19 protein-coding genes are annotated in these 15,766 nt (G+C 72.2%); 10 read left to right on the forward strand and 9 right to left on the reverse strand.

The features are described from left to right. Window positions 1-75 precede the first annotated feature (75 nt). A complete protein-coding gene (gene pip, locus P3T35_RS12835) occupies window positions 76-1,050 on the forward strand; it encodes a prolyl aminopeptidase (RefSeq protein ID WP_101379406.1) in 975 nt (324 codons plus the stop codon). Window positions 1,051-1,232: 182 nt separating this feature from the next. Beyond that, complete coding sequence (locus tag P3T35_RS12840; protein ID WP_101379407.1) at window positions 1,233-2,195, forward strand: hypothetical protein; 963 nt, start codon at window positions 1,233-1,235, stop codon at window positions 2,193-2,195. 30 nt (window positions 2,196-2,225) lie between these two features. Here P3T35_RS12840 and P3T35_RS12845 read toward each other — a convergent pair whose 3' ends face one another. The 5 genes from P3T35_RS12845 to P3T35_RS12865 all read right to left on the reverse strand — a co-directional run bounded on the left by P3T35_RS12845 (window position 2,226) and on the right by P3T35_RS12865 (window position 5,514). After that, window positions 2,226-2,597: a hypothetical protein gene (locus P3T35_RS12845; RefSeq protein WP_101379408.1), complete on the reverse strand. Its 372-nt coding sequence runs from the start codon at window positions 2,595-2,597 to the stop codon at window positions 2,226-2,228. Window positions 2,598-2,661: 64 nt separating this feature from the next. Then, on the reverse strand, window positions 2,662-3,090 hold the full coding sequence (locus P3T35_RS12850) for a roadblock/LC7 domain-containing protein (protein ID WP_348533411.1): 429 nt from the start codon (window positions 3,088-3,090) through the stop codon (window positions 2,662-2,664). 79 nt (window positions 3,091-3,169) lie between these two features. Then, entirely contained in the window at window positions 3,170-3,790 is a 621-nt protein-coding gene (locus tag P3T35_RS12855; RefSeq protein ID WP_143676757.1) for a transcriptional regulator, read from the reverse strand. Window positions 3,791-3,936: 146 nt separating this feature from the next. Continuing rightward, window positions 3,937-4,323: a hypothetical protein gene (locus P3T35_RS12860; RefSeq protein WP_101379411.1), complete on the reverse strand. Its 387-nt coding sequence runs from the start codon at window positions 4,321-4,323 to the stop codon at window positions 3,937-3,939. 222 nt (window positions 4,324-4,545) lie between these two features. Next, on the reverse strand, window positions 4,546-5,514 hold the full coding sequence (locus P3T35_RS12865) for a threonine/serine dehydratase (RefSeq protein WP_101379412.1): 969 nt from the start codon (window positions 5,512-5,514) through the stop codon (window positions 4,546-4,548). Window positions 5,515-5,667: 153 nt separating this feature from the next. Between P3T35_RS12865 and P3T35_RS12870 the strand changes: the two genes are divergently transcribed. Then, the gene (locus P3T35_RS12870) at window positions 5,668-6,165 is read left to right on the forward strand and encodes a GNAT family N-acetyltransferase (RefSeq protein ID WP_101379413.1); all 498 of its coding nucleotides are present in this window, start codon (window positions 5,668-5,670) and stop codon (window positions 6,163-6,165) included. Window positions 6,166-6,173: 8 nt separating this feature from the next. Here P3T35_RS12870 and P3T35_RS12875 read toward each other — a convergent pair whose 3' ends face one another. Beyond that, window positions 6,174-7,187: an NADP-dependent oxidoreductase gene (locus tag P3T35_RS12875; protein WP_101379414.1), complete on the reverse strand. Its 1,014-nt coding sequence runs from the start codon at window positions 7,185-7,187 to the stop codon at window positions 6,174-6,176. 39 nt (window positions 7,188-7,226) lie between these two features. Continuing rightward, window positions 7,227-7,940, reverse strand: a complete 714-nt coding sequence (locus tag P3T35_RS12880; RefSeq protein WP_101379415.1) for a type 1 glutamine amidotransferase domain-containing protein — start codon at window positions 7,938-7,940, stop codon at window positions 7,227-7,229. A gap of 165 nt (window positions 7,941-8,105) precedes the next feature. Here P3T35_RS12880 and P3T35_RS12885 point away from each other — a divergent pair, with 165 nt between their 5' ends. The 3 genes from P3T35_RS12885 (at window position 8,106) to P3T35_RS12895 (ending at window position 10,402) form a co-directional block, all read left to right on the forward strand. Further along, a complete protein-coding gene (locus P3T35_RS12885; protein WP_101379416.1) occupies window positions 8,106-9,014 on the forward strand; it encodes a LysR family transcriptional regulator in 909 nt (302 codons plus the stop codon). 333 nt (window positions 9,015-9,347) lie between these two features. Further along, on the forward strand, window positions 9,348-9,761 hold the full coding sequence (locus tag P3T35_RS12890; RefSeq protein ID WP_101379418.1) for a cytidine deaminase: 414 nt from the start codon (window positions 9,348-9,350) through the stop codon (window positions 9,759-9,761). A 71-nt stretch (window positions 9,762-9,832) separates the two neighbouring features. After that, entirely contained in the window at window positions 9,833-10,402 is a 570-nt protein-coding gene (locus P3T35_RS12895) for a hypothetical protein (protein WP_143676758.1), read from the forward strand. A 20-nt stretch (window positions 10,403-10,422) separates the two neighbouring features. On the opposite strand, the gene P3T35_RS12900 is transcribed toward P3T35_RS12895, so the two are convergent. Together P3T35_RS12900 and P3T35_RS12905 are read right to left on the reverse strand one after the other, a co-directional pair. Then, window positions 10,423-11,307, reverse strand: coding sequence for an aldo/keto reductase (locus P3T35_RS12900; RefSeq protein ID WP_101379420.1), 885 nt, complete (start codon window positions 11,305-11,307; stop codon window positions 10,423-10,425). 14 nt (window positions 11,308-11,321) lie between these two features. After that, the gene (locus P3T35_RS12905) at window positions 11,322-12,263 is read right to left on the reverse strand and encodes an NAD-dependent epimerase/dehydratase family protein (protein WP_101379421.1); all 942 of its coding nucleotides are present in this window, start codon (window positions 12,261-12,263) and stop codon (window positions 11,322-11,324) included. Between the two features lie 71 nt (window positions 12,264-12,334). On the opposite strand from P3T35_RS12905, the gene P3T35_RS12910 reads away from it, so the two are divergent. The 4 genes from P3T35_RS12910 (at window position 12,335) to P3T35_RS12925 (ending at window position 15,756) form a co-directional block, all read left to right on the forward strand. After that, window positions 12,335-13,249 carry a LysR family transcriptional regulator gene (locus P3T35_RS12910; protein WP_101379422.1) on the forward strand — a complete coding sequence of 305 codons (915 nt, stop codon included), beginning with the start codon at window positions 12,335-12,337 and terminating at the stop codon, window positions 13,247-13,249. A gap of 97 nt (window positions 13,250-13,346) precedes the next feature. After that, window positions 13,347-13,835 (forward strand): glutathione peroxidase, encoded by a 489-nt coding sequence (locus P3T35_RS12915; RefSeq protein ID WP_101379423.1) that lies wholly within the window; start codon window positions 13,347-13,349, stop codon window positions 13,833-13,835. Between the two features lie 85 nt (window positions 13,836-13,920). Next, on the forward strand, window positions 13,921-14,712 hold the full coding sequence (lgt, locus tag P3T35_RS12920) for a prolipoprotein diacylglyceryl transferase (protein WP_180356359.1): 792 nt from the start codon (window positions 13,921-13,923) through the stop codon (window positions 14,710-14,712). A 90-nt stretch (window positions 14,713-14,802) separates the two neighbouring features. Further along, window positions 14,803-15,756, forward strand: a complete 954-nt coding sequence (locus P3T35_RS12925) for a MerR family transcriptional regulator (protein WP_101384892.1) — start codon at window positions 14,803-14,805, stop codon at window positions 15,754-15,756. Window positions 15,757-15,766: the final 10 nt, after the last annotated feature.

The following is a 15,766-nucleotide window of genomic DNA, read 5'->3' on the forward strand; positions in this document are numbered from 1 at the left end:
CGGTCAAATCACTGGCTAGCCTGGCAAGTTCGCCCTTCGTGACCTCAGGATTCGTGACCTCAGGAGGAGACTGCCATGGACCAGCCCCTGTACGAGCTGACCGGACCGCACGAACACGGCCTGCTCGATGTCGGCGACGGCAACCGGATCTACTGGGAGACCTTCGGCAACCCCGACGGCAAGCCCGTGCTGAACGTGCACGGCGGCCCCGGCGGCGGCGGACGCCGCAACCGGACCTCGGGCCTGAACCCCGAGGACTTCCGCATCATCCGGTTCGACCAGCGCAACTGCGGTGACAGCCTGCCGCACGCCTCCGATCCGTCCGTGAGCCTCGAACACAACACCACCGAGCACCTGATCGCCGACATGGAGCGCCTGCGCGAGCACCTCGGCGTCGAGCGCTGGCTGCTGTTCGGCGGCTCCTGGGGCTCGGCCCTGATCCTCGCCTACGCCCAGCGCCATCCCGAGCGGGTGTCCGAAATCGTCATCGTCAGCAGCTTCTTGGGCCGGCAGGAGGACATCAACTGGCTCTACAACGGGCTGCGCCCGCTGCTGCCCGGCGCCTGGGAGGCGTTCCGCGACGCGCTGCCCGCCGCGGACCGGGACGGCGACCTGCTCGCCGCCTACAACCGGCTGCTGAACAGCCCGGATTCGGATCAGGCAGTCCGCCTGCAAGCGGCCCGCGACTGGTGCGCCTGGGAGGACGCGGTGATCGCCCATGAGGCGCTCGGCCACCCGGGCGCCTACAGCAACCGGCCGGACGACGCATTGCTGGCCCTGGTCCGGATCTGCGCCCACTACTTCGCCAACAACGCCTGGCTCGAGGACGGCCAACTGATCCGCGACGCCCACCGGTTGGCCGGCATCCCGGGTGTGATGGTGCAGGGCCGGCTCGACCTGGGCTGCCCGCTGAAGGGTCCCTGGGACTTGGCCCAGGTCTGGCCCGACGCCGAGTTGAAGGTGATCGACGAGGCGGGGCACACCGGCAGCCCCACCATGCGGCAGACCGTGCTGGACGCACTTGCCCGGTTCGGCAAGAACGGTCGCTGAGGCAGAGCGAGTTCTGACGGCGCCGTGCGGCGACGGCCTTCCGCTGCCGGCCGCCGCACGGCGCCACGGCCGAGGACCACGGCTCACCCTGGCGGGGGATGGGGATACGACCCCGGCACGACGCGGCGGGGTGAGGCGGACGGTGAAGGTGGGGTTCCCACAGCTGAGAGAGGGGAACCCCGATGGATCGGTTCGACAGAGCAGGTCGGCCGGCCGCCTACGGGGCGGCACTGGTGATGGCGCCCTACACGGTGATCAAGGTGTGCTGGGTGGTCGGCGCCATCGCGGGGCTGCTGCCGATCGGTGCCGGCTTCAGCCTGGCCGGGTGGGTGGTGCTCAACACCACGACGATCGGCATGGCGGGGCTGGGGATCGGCATGGCTCTCGCACTCGTCCGACCCTGGGGGATGCGCGTCAAGGGCCCGCTGGTGGCGTTCGTCGCCTGGGTGGGCTCGGGGTTCCTGGTCGCCATGCTGCCGTACGTCGCGCTGGACTCGCTGCTGGGCGGCGGCTCGGGCGGCAACTCCGGTGGTAGCCAGGAGGCCGGCAACCAGGGTGCGTCGATGCCCGGTTGGGAGGCCGCGTTGATCCAGACCAGCTTCGTGGGGATGGGACTCGGCCTGGTGGTCGCCCTGCCCGCGTACGGTCGGCGGCGCTGGCCGGACGCGTTCGCCGGCCGGGTCGGTGACGGCCGTGCGGGCGACCCGCGCCGGGTGCTGTGGGCAGCGGGCGCGGGCACGGTGATCGGCCTGGTCTGGCTCTACTGGGCGATCGGCGGACCAGCCGGTATCGCGCACCCGGCAGCCCGAGAGATCAACTGGCGTCTGCTGAACGGGGTGTGCGGGCTGTGGGCGGTCACGGCCGCGGCCGCCACCTGGGTGATCGGCCGACGGCGGCCCGCCCGGCTGTCCCGCTGGGTGCCGTTGACGGTCGGCTGGTTGGGGACGGGCTCGCTCTTCGCGTGGAGCGGCTGGAGGTTGGCGATCACGTTGTACCTGGCGACGGCGCGCCCTAGCGGCGCGACGCTGCCGGAGAACCTCGCGGTCGCCGCCCTGCTGCATGCCGGCGCGGTGGCAGCGGGCGCGGTCATGGTGTCGGCGCTGGTCCGAACTCGCAAGCCGGCGGCGGGCGCAGCGACTCCATGACCGGACCCGGCAACGGTGACGGCTGCCCGCTCAGACCTCCAAGTCGCCCTCGATCCGGCGCAGCTGGTGGCGGGCCATCGCCAGGTTGGCCCGGTTGCGGTCCAGCGCCAGGTAGAGGAACAGGCCCTTGCCGGAGCGGCTGGTGAGCGGGCGGATCAGGTGGTACTGGTCGGTGAGCGTGATCAGGATGTCCTCGATGGCGGAGTTGAGGTTCAGCATCTCTATCGCACGCACCTTCGCCCGGACGACGTCGGTGTTGGCAGCGGCGGCCACGGCGAGGTCGAGCTCGCCCCCGCCCAGCGTGCCGAGGGCCATGCCGCTGTTGTAGTCGACCAGGGCGACGCCGATCGCGCCCTCGATGCTGCTCATCGCGTCCTTCAGGGCGAGGTCAGTGCTAGTCATGGGAGTGATTCCTTCGGGGTTGTGGGCAAGGTGGTGCGGAACAGAAGATCCGTCTGACGTCTCGTCAGACATCGAGTGGCGAGCCGGGAACCGGTGCCCGGCGCAGCTGCGCGTCGGCGAGCGCGGCGATCCGGCTGCCGGCCCGGCGGGCTTCGAAGTGCAGCAGGCCGACATTGACGTCCGGCCCGGTGAACAGGGTGAGCACGAGGAAGGCGCCGGCGGCGTAGGTGGCGGTGTAGCCGCGGTCGCCGCGACTGAGGAGTTCCAACAGGGCGCCCTGGCCGGTGGCTTCGGCCAGTCGGGCGCCGACGCCCAGCGCGGCGGCGGTCAGCGCGGCGACACCCTCCGGCTCGACACCGTCGGCGTCATGCGCGATGACCAGGCCGTCGACCGTCGCCAGCAGCACGCCGGTGAGCTGCGGCAGTCTCGCCCGCACCTCCTTGAGTTCACCCATGATGTCCGGCAGGGCGGCCGAGTCGAGTACGGGTGACATGGCCTGCCTCCTTCCTGATAGCTGCCGCAGGGCGCGCTTCATGACGGGCTTCGGCGGTCGACGGGGGCGAGCGGGAGCCTCACAGCCGGGCCTCCAGGGCGGCTCGAATCCGAAGCAGCATGGCCACGTTCGGATCTGACGGGTCGGCGGGTGGACGATCCGGCGCCGCGGCCGCCCCGGATCGGGGCGGCTCGGCCGGCGGCCGGGGCGGCAGGCGCAGCAGGCCGGCCGCGGCGAGCAGCCGGACGTCCAGCAGCACTCCGAAGGCGGAGCGGCCGAGCCGGGCCGCCAGCTGCGGTGGTGTCAACTGCCCGTCGGCGGCTGCCAGTAGGGCGCGCAGGCGGCGCCCGGGTGGCATTCCCGGGCGGACCTCGGCGGCGGTGACGGGGGCGGTGTCCAGGTCGGGCCGGGCCAACACCTGGTCGAGCAGCGCCCGTCGACGCCCGATCGCCTGGCGCAGCGCCTCCAGGGGAAGGGCGCGCGTCGGGCCGTCCGGCGGCGGTGCGGCGTGGAACTCGAACTCGCCGCCGGTTTGGCCGAGTGCGTAGTAGGCGGCATCCAGGAGCCGTTCCCGCCAGGTGAGTTCGGCCTCGAAGCGCCGTCCGGTCGGAGCGCCGAACGGGACATCGGAAACCAGCGGGCTGCGCGCCCCCGTGACGGCGCCGTCCGAGAGCCAGACGGTCCCGTTCGGTCCTCGCAAGGCCCCCGTGGCACCTCGCGCCCCGAGCTCCGCCAGCGCCGCCTCGAAGGCACTGACCGGATACCGGTTCCGCGACCACGGGCGCCTCGGCAGCGGCCGCCCGGCCGGCGAACTCGGCACCCCGGGGGCCATGGTGGTCACCGCGTTCACCGATCTGCCGCCAATCCCTCGGCTGCCACGGCTAGTTGGCGCCTTGCCAGGGCGAGGTTCCCGGCGGCACGGTCCAGTTGGAGGTGCAGCAGCAGCCGTGCGTCGAACCCGGCTGTCAGGAACCGGATCAGGTGGTACCGGTCGGGCGTGCTGACGATCACGTCCTCGGCGCCCGGGTCATCGGCGAGGGGGTCGGCGAACGAGGGCTGCAGCATGACCACGCGCGCCAACTCCGCGACGTCAGCGGCCCCGTGGGTATGGTCGCCGCCCGGCCCCTCCCCCGCGACGGCGAGCGCCAGCCCGCTCGTCCAGTCCACCAGGCTGGCGCCGCGCGCACCGGAAATTGTCATGACTTCGACAAGCATTCCGTCGATCTCCGGCACCGCTCATCCCTTCGCTGGACAGCACGACGTGCCATGGCCACCGCTTCGCCCGGTGACCGCTTCGGGGCGCTACGTTACTCCCGTTCGAGTGACTGCACGGGCTTTCGTCATGATCACTTGGCATATGACAGCATCTGCACAGGTGCCCCACAGAGGCCCTCACGGCACCGGAGCAACCCGATCCCGGGCGCGCCGCGACGCGCCCGGCGACCGGCGCTCCGGTCAGCTCTCGGGCCGGACCAGCGTGCCCGCATCGGTGTTGGCGCCGCACAACACCACGCAGACCTTCTCACCGGCACCCGGCCGGTAGCCGCGCTCCGGTGCGGCGGCCGGGCCGGTCAGGGCCGCCAGCGCGGTGGCGGCGGCGTGCTCGACCGCCAACCGCCACTGCTCCCACAGCGACTGGCGGGCCCGGACGATCTCGTCGTCCGTCACCAGCACCGACCGCACGCCGCCCTGCTGGGCGACGTGCAGCGCCATGGCGGAGGCGCGGCGGGCCCCGAGGGAGTCGGCGGCGACCGAGTCCACGGGGGCGTCGACCGGGCGACCGGCCTCGATCGCGGCATGCAGCGCACGGCAGTTCTCGGGTTCGACGGCGACCGTGCGGATGCCGTGCTGCCGGGCGGCCGTCGCCACCCCGGCGAACAGGCCGCCACCACCGACCGCGACCAGCACGGTGTCCAGGTCCGGAATCCGCTGCTGGATCTCCTCCAGCAGCGTGCCGGCCCCGGCCGCGATCAGCGGGTGGTCGTAGGCGTGCGCGGCCAGCGCTCCGGTGGCGGCCGCGAACTCCTCGCAGGCGGCCAGGGCTTCCGCGTACTCCGAGCCGACCATCCGCACCTCGGCGCCGTAGCCGCGGAGCCGGGCGACCTTCACCGCCGGCGCGCTCTCGGGCACGAAGACCGTGGCCCGCACGCCCTGCCGCTGGGCGGCCCACGCGCACGCCAGCCCGGCGTTGCCGCCCGACGCGATGGTCACCCCGGGCTCGGGGAGCGTGCCCGCGTCGCGGTGCGCCTGGATGAAGTTCTGCGCGCCCCGCGCCTTGAACGACCCGGTGTGCTGCATGAACTCCAGGGCCAGCCACACCTCACCCGACCCGCCGAGGTCCGCCGGGACCACGGTGACGGGGCGGATGCGTCCGGCGATCCGATCGCCGGCGGCCTTGATGTCGCCATAGCCGAGCTGGTGCACGTCGCTGCTCCTACCGGGAGGCCGAGGGATTCTCAGGTTCCAGTGGACCACTCCGCCGCAGCCATCGCCATCAGCCGATCACCACCCGTCGGTCCAGACCGAACCCGACGATCGCTGAACGCCCCTGCAGTGCCGTGTGGTTAGCATGCCATCATGTCCGTAGCAGATCTGATAGTCCGCCAAGCCGTCCTGGCGGACGAGAGCGCGCTGGCCGAGCTCAACCACCTGAGCTGGTCCTGGCTGAGCGACGTGACACCTCGGCCCGCCGTGAACGCGGCCCTCTTCGCCGACCAGCGGTCGCCCGACCAGTACCTGGTGGCCGAACGGAACGGCCGGGTGGTCGGCTTCATCCGGCAGGTACCACCGACCCCGCTGGCGACCAACCAGCACGTCCGGCAGGTCCAGGGACTCGCGGTGGAGCCGGCGGCCCGTGGCCACGGCATCGGACGCGCCCTGGTCGAAGCGGCCTGCGAGTCCGCCCGCGACCAGGGCGCGCGCCGGATGACGCTCCGCGTGCTCGGCCACAACCAGCCGGCCCGCCGCCTGTACGAGCGCTGCGGCTTCACCGTCGAGGGCGTCTGCCCTCAGGAGTTCCTGCTCGACGGGCAGTACGTCGACGACGTCCTGATGGGCCGCAGCCTGCTCCCCTGATGCCGCTCTCAGTCCTGGGCGAGCCGGACGAGCATCTTGCCGGTGTTGGCGCCGCGCATCATGGCGAGGAACGCGCCGAGGGTGTTCTCGATGCCGTCGACCAGGGTCTCGTCCGCGCGCAGCGAGCCGTCGGCGAGCCAGGCCGCGGCCCGCTCCAGGTACTCGGGGAACAGGTCGAAGTGGTCGCCGACGTTCATGCCGCGCAGGGTGAGGCGCTTGCCGATCGCCAGTGGCAGGGTGTTCGGCCCGGGCGGCGGTTCGGTGGCGTTGTACACGGAGATCGCGCCGATCAGGGCGACCCGGCCGTGCAGGTTCATCCGGCCGAGGGCCGCCTGCAGGTGGTCGCCGCCGACGTTGTCGATGTAGACGTCGATGCCCTCGGGCGCGGCCTTGGCCAGCTGCGCGGGCAGGTCGCCCTGCCGGTAGTCGATCGCCGTGTCGAAGCCGAACTGCTCGACGACCCGGCGGACCTTCTCCGGGCCGCCGGCCGAGCCGATGACCTTGGCGGCGCCGAGCTTCTTCGCCAGCTGCCCGGCCACCGAGCCGACGGCCCCGGCCGCACCCGAGACGAAGACGACATCGCCCTGCTTGACCGGGGCGGTGTCCGTGACACCCGCGTAGGCGGTCAGGCCGGTGGTGCCGAGCACGCCCAGGTACGCCTGGGCGGGGGCGAGCGCGGTGTCCAGCACCCGCACGGCCGGGGCGTCGACGACGGCGTACTCGCGCCAGCCGTTGAAGTGGGAGACGGTCGCCCCGACGGGCACGTTCTCGGCCCGGGAGGCGACGACCACGCCAACCGCGCTGCCGGTCATGGTCTCGCCCAGCTCGAACTGCGGGATGTAGGACGGGCCTTCGTTCATCCGGCCGCGCATGTAGGGGTCGACGGACAGCCAGGTGTTGCGGACCAGCACCTGGCCCGGCTCCGGGTCGGCGACGGTGACGGTGGTGAGGGCGAAGTCCGCGGGCGCGGGCTCGCCGACCGGGCGGGCGATCAGCTGCCACTCACGGCTGGAAACGGGCATGGTGTACCTCGATGCGTGCGTACGGAAGGTGATCGGTGGTCAGGCCAGCTTCTTCAGCAGCTCCGCGGCCAGCGGGGCCGACGAGGAGGGGTTCTGGCCGGTCACCAGATTGCCGTCGACGACCACGTTCGGCGCCCACGGCTCGCCGACCTGGACGGCCACGCCGGCCTCCACCAGGCGGGTCTCCAGCAGCCACACCGCCTTGTCGGCAAGGCCGGCCTGGGTCTCCTCGGCGTTGGTGAACGCGGCGACCTTGCGGCCCTTGAACGCGTTGGTCCCGTCCTCCTCGACCGCGGCCAGCAGTGCGGCCGGCGCGTGGCAGACCACGCCGAGCGGCTTGCCCGACTTCAGGGCCAGGGTCAGCAGCCTGCCGGAGTCGGCGTTGACGGCCAGGTCCTCCATCGGACCGTGGCCGCCGGGGTAGAACACGGCGTCCCAGTCGTCGAGGTTCGCGTCCTTGAGGTTCACGTCCTCGAGCCGGATCGGGTTCCGCAGCTCGGTCATCGAGGCGAGCTTGTCGGCGATCTGCTGCGCGCCCTCCTCACCGCCGTTGACCTGCGGGGCCAGGCTGCCCTGGTCCACGGTCGGCACCACGCCGCCCGGGGTCGCCACGGTGATCTCATGGCCCGCGGCCTTGAACGCCTCGTACGGCGCCACGGCCTCCTCGGCCCAGAAGCCGGTCGGGTGCTTGGTGGCGTCGTTCAGCGTCCAGTAGTCGACGCCGGTCATCACGAACAGGATCTGCTTTGCCATGGTCGAGGGCTCTCTGCGAGTGCGGTGGTTCACGTGCCGACCCCGCTCCGGGATCGTCGGCACGCCCATGGCCCCGAAACTAGACCTTCTCAAGTAATGCGACCAATGAACACACCGATGCCAGCCATCGGATATTCGATGACCGGCCGGGAATAGGCTCGGCGCATGGACGCTCACGACGGCCACGGCTCGGGACTGCTGGACCTGAACCTGCTGCGCACCTTCCTGGCCGTGCATCGCTGCGGCTCGCTCACCGCCGCCGCCCACCAGCTGGGCCTGTCCCAGTCGACGGTCACCACGCAGCTCCGCGCCCTGGAACGGCGGCTGGGGCGGGAGCTGTTCGCGCGGCGCGCCCGCGGGGTCACCCCGCTCCCCTACGCCGACGAGTTCGCCGCACAACTGTCGGCCCCTCTCGACCAGTTGGCGGTGTTCACCGGCGAGCGGCCGGGGCCGGTCGCGGCACCGGTGCAGCTGGCCGGTCCGGCGGAGTTCCTGAGCACCGTCCTGGTGGGGGCGCTGGCCCCGCTGGTGGCCGACGGGGTTCGCCTGCGGGTCAGCACCGGATTGACGGACCCGCTGCTGGAGGAGCTGCGGGCCGGGCAGCACGACCTCGTGATCGCCACGCAACGGCCCCGCGGCCGAGTGCTGCACGCCGAACCCCTCGCCGACGAGGAATTCGTGCTGGTCGCGGCACCGCTCTTCGCCGAGCGGCTGGCGGGCCGTGAGCTGCCCCAGGCGCTTGAGCGGCTGCCGCTGGTCAGCTACGCGGAGGACCTGCCGATCGTCCGCCGCTACTGGCGGCACGTCTTCGGCGTGCGCCTCCAGGCCCGGCCCGCCCTGACCGTCCCCGACCTGCGCGGCATCCTGGCCGCCGTGCTGGCGGGTGCCGGCTGGACCGTGCTGCCCAGCTACCTGTGCCGCGCCGAACTGGCCTCGGGCGCGCTCCGGTTGCTGCACCAGCCCGACGACCCGCCGATCAACACGGCCTTCCTGGTCACCCGTCCCGGGCAGTCCGCCAACCCCCATGTGGCGCTGGTGCACGACCGCATCCTCGCCGCCGTCGAGGACTGGTGAGCCTGGCACCTGCTCCAAGCGCCTTCAGTCCCAAGCGCGCCTTCAGTGGCAGGCGTCCGAGGTCCCGTCCAGCAAGTCGCGCACCACGGCTCGCTGCGCCGGCCTGAACGCGGCCTCCAGCTCGGCCGCGCGCACGCCGCCGACGCCGCGTTCATCCACGCCATGCACATCAGCGCCGCCGGGACGACGCTGATCGCGCTCACCGGGGCTGCCGTCCTGGCGAACGCGCTGCGCCCGGCCCGACCCCTGTCGGCTCCGATAATCGCTTGCGCACCCTCCTCATCCGGGGCAACGTCGCCTGACTCCCAGTGAAAAGTGAAAGCCGAGAAGACGATGACCACGCAGACCCCCCATGTCGACCAGGAGCTCATCGACGCCGCGGCGCAGGTCGCCCGCACCCGCTGCCGGGGTGACAACCACACCATGGCGGCCGCGGCCCGCACCCGCGACGGCCGAATCGTCACCGCGGTGAACGCCTACCACTTCACCGGAGGCCCCTGCGCCGAGCTGGTCGTCATCGGCACCGCAGCCGCCCAGGGCGCCTACGAGTTGGACACCATCGTCGCCGTGGGCGACCGCGACCGCGGGGTCGTGCCCCCGTGCGGCCGCTGCCGTCAGGTCCTGCTCGACTACTTCCCCGCCATCAACGTCATCGTCGGCGCACCCGAGCGCCTCCGTGCCGTCCCCATCACCGACTTGCTGCCCGAAAGCTACGTCTGGGCCGACCACCAGCTCGACGCCGACTGAACCCACGCGGCTCGGCCCGCCATCGGCAGCCCGGCCATCCGCTCAAGCCGATATGACGTAGTGTGCAGCCGGTGAACGAGCTGAACTTCCGAGGTAGAGACCGCCTGCGCCCGTCCTGGTCAAAGGGCGCGACGTTGGGCGTCCTGTTCGCCGTCCAAGGAGTTCTCGTCGCTTCCCGGCTCGGCCTGACGAGCGCCTGCTGGATGCTCGGCGGCACCGTCGCGCTCGTCGTTGCCGGCGTCTACGTCTCGTCCCGGAGTTGGACCACGGTCGGAGCCGCCGGCATAACCATCTGCTGGGGCTTCGGGCCCGGCAAGACCTACTCCTGGGACGAGATCCGCTGGATCGACGTGCGCGAGACCAGCAGCCAGTCCGGAACGACGCACGCGCCTCGGATCTTCCTCCAGGACGGGCGGCGCCGCTCCCTCCCCGGGCTCGCCCACAACGCCCTGTACCCGTACCCCGACTTCGAGACGGACTTCCAGCGGGTCGTCAACTGGTGGGAGCTGAGCACGGGGCAGGAAACCCGCACCCAGCCGCCGAAGAAGCTCCGCGATCGGGTGAGCCCGGTAGTGCTCGGGGTCGTTCTCGGGCTCGTCATCACGGCCGTCGTCTTCGCGGTCGTCTTCGCACAGGGTTAGGGGTCTACCGGTACGGCACCTCACCCCGGCAGGGCCTCCTCAAGCCGCGCCAGCTCCTCCGCGCTCAGCTCGAGGTCAGCGGCCCTGGCCGAGTCGGTGATGGAGACCGGGCGGCTGGCTCCCGGTAGCGGGATCACCGCCGGGGAGCGGGCGAGCAGCCAGGCCAAGGCGATCTGCTGCGGGCTGACGCCGTGGTCGGCCGCGATGCGGTGGAAGGCGGTACCGACGGAGGTGGGGCCGGACGGGCCGTCGAGGGCGCTGCGCGAGATGCCGCCCAGCGGGCTCCAGGGCAGGAAGGCCAGCCCCAGCCGGGCGCTCAGCCGCAGCTCCGCCTCACTGTCGCGCACGGCCGGCGAGTACTGGTTCTGCACGGAGACGAGTCCGTCCCCCAGGATCGCGTGTGCCTCGCGGATCTGGGCGGTGGTGACGTTGGAGATCCCGGCAGCGCGGATCGTGCCGGCGTCGAGCAGCTCGCGCAGCGCGCCGACGGACTCCGCCCAGGGCACGGCGGGGTCCGGCTTGTGCAACTGGTAGAGGCCGATCGCGTCGACGGCCAGGCGCTTGGCGGAGGCCTCGGCGGCTTGCTTGAGGTGTTCCGGGGTGCCGGTGACGGTCCAACCGCCGTCGCCGGGGCGGCCGCGGCCGCCCTTGGTGGCGACCAGGATGCCGGAGGTGTCGCCGCCGTAGCGGGCCAGGGCGCGGGCGATCAGCAGCTCGTTGTGGCCGACCTCGCCGGCGTGCCAGTGGTAGCTGTCGGCGGTGTCGATGAGCGTGACACCCGCGTCGAGGGCGGCGTGGACGGTGGCGACGGCCCGCGTCTCGTCCGGACGGTGCTCGATGGACAGCGGCATCGCGCCCAGGCCGATGGCACTGACGACGGTGTCCGCGATGGTGCGGTACTGCATGGTCGCTCCGATCCTCAGGCGTTGGGTGACGGTTCGTCGGTGAGGGCTTCGGCGACGGCGCCGGGCAGCCAGTCGCTGGTGCGGGAGAACGAGAAGCCCAGCTCCGTGGCGCGGGCGTTGCTCATGGCGTAGTGGCGGTCGAAGGAGAACGGCGACGCCCCCTCACCCGCCTGGACGGTCCGGAAGACGGGCGCCCGGCCGACCTGCGCGGCGATGATCGCGGCGAGTCCGTGTACGTCGAGCGGGCCGTGGGAGCAGGCGTTGACCGGACCGGTGAAGTCGGTGGCGGTGGCCGCCCACCGCAGCAGCTCCGCCAGCTCCTCGTAGTGGATGAACACCGTGGGCAGCGCCTTCGCGTGCACGGCGATCTCTTCGCCCCGGGCGATGCGCTCGGCGTAGTGCGCGAGCCGGCCGGTGAACTCCTGCGGGCCGCCGCCCAGCACGTGCGCGCTGCGCACCGAGGCGAACTCGAAGCCGCCGGCGCGGGTGAGGACGGCCTCCGCCTGGCGCTTGCCCTCGGCGTAGTGCGCCTCCAGGTACGCCTCGTCGTGCCAGGGGAGGTCCGCGGCCACCAGCCAGCCGGCCGGATCCACGAGTTCCTCCGGCACCGGCGCGCCCGGCGGGAGCGCCGGCAGCGCGGCGCTCGCCGGGTCGTAGACCTCGATCGTGGACGTCATGACGTATCGCCGGGTACGGCCGGCGAAGGCACGGGCGGCGATGGCGGCCTGCACGGGGGTGTAGCAGACCTGATCGACGACCGCGTCGAAGCTGCGGGAGCCGAGCGCGGCCGTCAGGGCGGCCTCGTCATCGCGGTCGACGACGAGGTGCTCGACACCGGCGGGCGGCGGGGCGGAGCCGCGGTTGATCACAGTGACCTGGTGGCCCGCCGCCTGCAGGCGCTTCACCAGGAGCTTTCCAAAGTACCGGCTTCCGCCGATGACGCAGATCGCTTGCATGCCCCCCATCCTGGAGAGTTATGGTCATCAGCAGAAGTGCTGACTTGCTGGAAACGTATTAAGGCAGACTGTTGATCGATGTGCAGCGGCTCCGCGTCCTGCGGGCAGTGGCGGAGCACGGCAGCTTCAACCAGGCGGCCGCCGCCCTGCGCCTCACCCCCTCGGCCGTCTCCCAGCACGTGGCCGCCCTGGAGCGCAGCCTCGGCGCCCAGGTCGTCGCCCGCAGCACCCGCGGCGTCACCCTCACCCAGGCCGGTCGGATCATGGTCGGCGCCGCCGAGTCCGTCGCCGCCGAGCTCGAGCACGCGAAGCAGCAGGTCGACCGGCTCAGCACGGGCCGAGTACAGCTCACCGTCGCCACCTTCACCAGCGGCGGCCGGCTCCTGCTGCCCGGCGCCCTCACCCGGCTCATGGCGGCCCACCCCCGTGCCGTGCTGCACGTCAGGGAGGGCGAGCCGGAGGACACCCTGCCACTCGTCCGCCAGGGCGCCGTGGACGTCGCGCTGGCCTATCACTTCGACGGCCCGCTGCCGCTCGGGCCGGGCTCCAACGCCAGCCTGGAGTGGACCCCGCTCCTGGAAGACCCCCTGCACGTCGTCCTGCCGGAGGGGCACCGGCTGGCCGGCAGCGAGGTGCTCGACCTCGCCGAGCTGGCAGCCGAGCCCTGGGTGCTCGGCTGCCTGAAGACCGAGGCGTACCTGCGCCGCTACGCCGAGCGCGCCGGCTTCGCTCCGGACGTGCGCGGGACCACCACCGACTACTTCTTCGCCCGCTCGCTCGTCGCCGCGGGCATGGGTGTCTCCCTGATCCCCTTCATCGCGCTCACCCCCGAGATCCCCGGCCTCCGTACCGTCCCGGTCAAGCCGCCGGGGCCGGTCCGGCACATCGGTGTCGCCGCGATCGGCCGCAGTGACCGGCCCCATGTGACGACGCTCGTCGAAGCCCTCCGCGAGCAGGCCTCGCGGCAGCACCGGCACGGAAGTTGATCCCGTATCGGGCTGCCCTCCCCCGCGTCACACCGTGCGACTACCGTGGTACGCGTTCCGCCCCACCAGCAGCGTCCCGCCTCGAAAGGGCCTCCTCATGAGCCTCTACGACATCCCCCTGCGCACCCTGTCCGGCGAGCCCACCTCGCTGGCCGCCTACAAGGGCAAGGCCGTGCTCATCGTCAACGTCGCCTCCAAGTGCGGCCTCACCCCGCAGTACGCCGGCCTGGAGCGGCTGCAGGAGCAGTACGGCAGCCGCGGGCTCACGGTGCTCGGCGTGCCGTGCAACCAGTTCGCCGGCCAGGAGCCGGGCAGCGCCCAGGAGATCCAGACCTTCTGCTCCACCACCTACGGCGTCACCTTCCCGCTCCTGGAGAAGACCGACGTCAACGGCGACCAGCGCCACCCGCTCTACGTCGAGCTCACCCGGTTCGCCGACGCCGAGGGCAACGCCGGTGACGTGACCTGGAACTTCGAGAAGTTCCTGGTCTCCGCCGAGGGCGCCGTGGTCGGCCGGTTCCGCCCGCGCACCGAGCCCGAGGACGCCACCGTCGTCGCGGCCATCGAGGCGCAGCTGCCGGCCTGACGCCACGCCGGCCGGCCCGCCCTCGCCGCCCATGACACCCGAGGGCGGGCCGGCCGCCTCAGGCGCCGCCGATAACCTCGACCACATGCTGCTTGCCGCCATCCCGTCCCCGCCCACCAACGGGTTCCATCTCGGGCCGCTCTTCATCCACTTCTACGCCCTGAGCTACCTCGTGGGGATCGGCCTCGCCGTGGCCCTCGGCCGGCACCGCTGGCGGGCGGCGGGCGGCGACCCGGCACTGGTGGACGACGTCGCCCTGTGGTGCGTGCCGGCCGGAATCATCGGCGGCCGGCTCTACTTCGACCTGACCACGCCCAAGTACATTCCGCCGCACTGGTGGGGCCCGTTCGCCGTCTGGGAGGGCGGGCTCGGCATCTGGGGCGGGGTCGCGCTGGCCACCGCCGTCGGCATCTGGCGGGTGCGCCGGGCCGGTGCCAGCGTGCCCGGCATGATGGACGCGCTGGCGCCGTGCCTGCTGATCGCCCAGGCCATCGGCAGGATCGGCAACTACTTCAACCAGGAGCTCTTCGGCGGCCCGACCAGCCTCCCCTGGGCCCTGAAGATCGACCCCGGCTACCGGCCCCCCGGCTACCTCCAGGACCCGACCTTCCACCCCACCTTCCTCTACGAGCTCATCTGGGACCTGGCACTGGCCGCGCTGCTGATCTGGCTCGGCAACCGCAAGCGGCTCCAGCCGGGCAGCCTGATGGCCCTCTATGTGATGGGGTACTCGGCGTTCCGCATCTTCGAGGAGTCGATCCGCGTCGACCCCTCGCAGTACTTCCTCGGTCTGCGGCTGAACTTCTACGTGGCGTCGGGCCTGGCGCTGTTCGGGCTGGTCTGGTTCATCGTCCTCCAGCGACGCAAGCGGGACTGACTGCCCCACGAGGCCCTCAGGAAAGCGGGTCGGCCCCGCCAGGAAACCGGGTTTGACCCTCCAGCGGCAGGAGACCGGACAGTGGTGGACATGCCCGACGACACCATCCTCCTCACCATCGGCGAACTGGCCCGGCTGACCGGACTGACGGTCAAGACGATCCGGTACTGGTCCGACGAGGGGCTGGTGCCGCCGACTGACCGAACCCCCGCCGGCTACCGGCTCTACGGTCCCGACGCGCTGCTGCGCCTGGGCCTGGTCCGTACGCTGCGCGACCTCGACGTGGACCTCGCGACCGTGCACAAGGTGCTGGCAAGCGAGTTGACCCTCGCCGAGGTCGCCGAGGCGCACGCGGCCGCCCTGGACACCCGGATCCGCGCGATGCGGCTGCACCGGGCCGTGCTGCGGACGGTGGCCGAGCGGGGCACCACCACACCCGAGGAGATCGCACTCATGCACAAGCTCGCCCGGCTCTCCGATGCCGAACGACGCAACCTGATCAACGACTTCATCGACGACACCTTCCGCGACCTCGATCTGGCCCCCGACTTCCTGCCGATGCTGCGGGGCGCGATGCCCGAACTGCCCGCCGACCCGAGCCAGCAGCAGATCGACGCCTGGGTGGAGCTCGCCGAGCTGGTGCAGGACCAGGACTTCCGGGCGGGCCTCCGGCGGGCCGCCACCGCCCAGGCGCACTCGGCGGCGGAGGTGGGTACGCCGCCCGGCGACGCCTCCCGGGGCATGGCGGCGCTGCTGACCGACCGGGTCGCCGCCGCCGTGGCAGCCGGCATCGCCCCCGACTCACCCGACGCCCGGCCGGTGCTGGACGAGTTGGTCGGGGCGTACGCCGAACTGGTCGGCCGCACCGGCGACGCCGAGTTCCGCCGCTGGCTGCTGGCCACCCTGGAGGCGTCCACCGACTCGCGGTACGAGCGGTACTGGCAGCTGCTCGGCATCATCAACGGCTGGCCGACGGCCGGCGGTGTGCCGGCGGACACCGCAGGTGCCGCCGCCTGGCTGATCCGGGCGCTGCGGGCCGGCTGACGGAACACCA

This window comes from Kitasatospora sp. GP30, from assembly GCF_029892145.1.
In the GTDB taxonomy this organism is placed as follows: Bacteria; Actinomycetota; Actinomycetes; order Streptomycetales; family Streptomycetaceae; genus Kitasatospora; species Kitasatospora acidiphila.

Bases quoted from the DNA above. Each gene is read 5' to 3' on its own strand.
- lgt (WP_180356359.1), top strand. From the start codon at position 13,921: ATGCTGCTTGCCGCCATCCCGTCCCCGCCCACCAACGGGTTCCATCTC.
- P3T35_RS12900 (WP_101379420.1), bottom strand. From the start codon at position 11,307: ATGCAGTACCGCACCATCGCGGACACCGTCGTCAGTGCCATCGGCCTG.
- P3T35_RS12850 (WP_348533411.1), bottom strand. From the start codon at position 3,090: ATGTCACCCGTACTCGACTCGGCCGCCCTGCCGGACATCATGGGTGAA.
- P3T35_RS12925 (WP_101384892.1), top strand. From the start codon at position 14,803: ATGCCCGACGACACCATCCTCCTCACCATCGGCGAACTGGCCCGGCTG.
- P3T35_RS12875 (WP_101379414.1), bottom strand. From the start codon at position 7,187: ATGCCCGTTTCCAGCCGTGAGTGGCAGCTGATCGCCCGCCCGGTCGGC.
- P3T35_RS12840 (WP_101379407.1), top strand. From the start codon at position 1,233: ATGGATCGGTTCGACAGAGCAGGTCGGCCGGCCGCCTACGGGGCGGCA.
- P3T35_RS12885 (WP_101379416.1), top strand. From the start codon at position 8,106: ATGGACGCTCACGACGGCCACGGCTCGGGACTGCTGGACCTGAACCTG.
- P3T35_RS12905 (WP_101379421.1), bottom strand. From the start codon at position 12,263: ATGCAAGCGATCTGCGTCATCGGCGGAAGCCGGTACTTTGGAAAGCTC.
- P3T35_RS12915 (WP_101379423.1), top strand. From the start codon at position 13,347: ATGAGCCTCTACGACATCCCCCTGCGCACCCTGTCCGGCGAGCCCACC.
- P3T35_RS12845 (WP_101379408.1), bottom strand. From the start codon at position 2,597: ATGACTAGCACTGACCTCGCCCTGAAGGACGCGATGAGCAGCATCGAG.
- P3T35_RS12870 (WP_101379413.1), top strand. From the start codon at position 5,668: ATGTCCGTAGCAGATCTGATAGTCCGCCAAGCCGTCCTGGCGGACGAG.
- P3T35_RS12880 (WP_101379415.1), bottom strand. From the start codon at position 7,940: ATGGCAAAGCAGATCCTGTTCGTGATGACCGGCGTCGACTACTGGACG.
- pip (WP_101379406.1), top strand. From the start codon at position 76: ATGGACCAGCCCCTGTACGAGCTGACCGGACCGCACGAACACGGCCTG.
- P3T35_RS12890 (WP_101379418.1), top strand. From the start codon at position 9,348: ATGACCACGCAGACCCCCCATGTCGACCAGGAGCTCATCGACGCCGCG.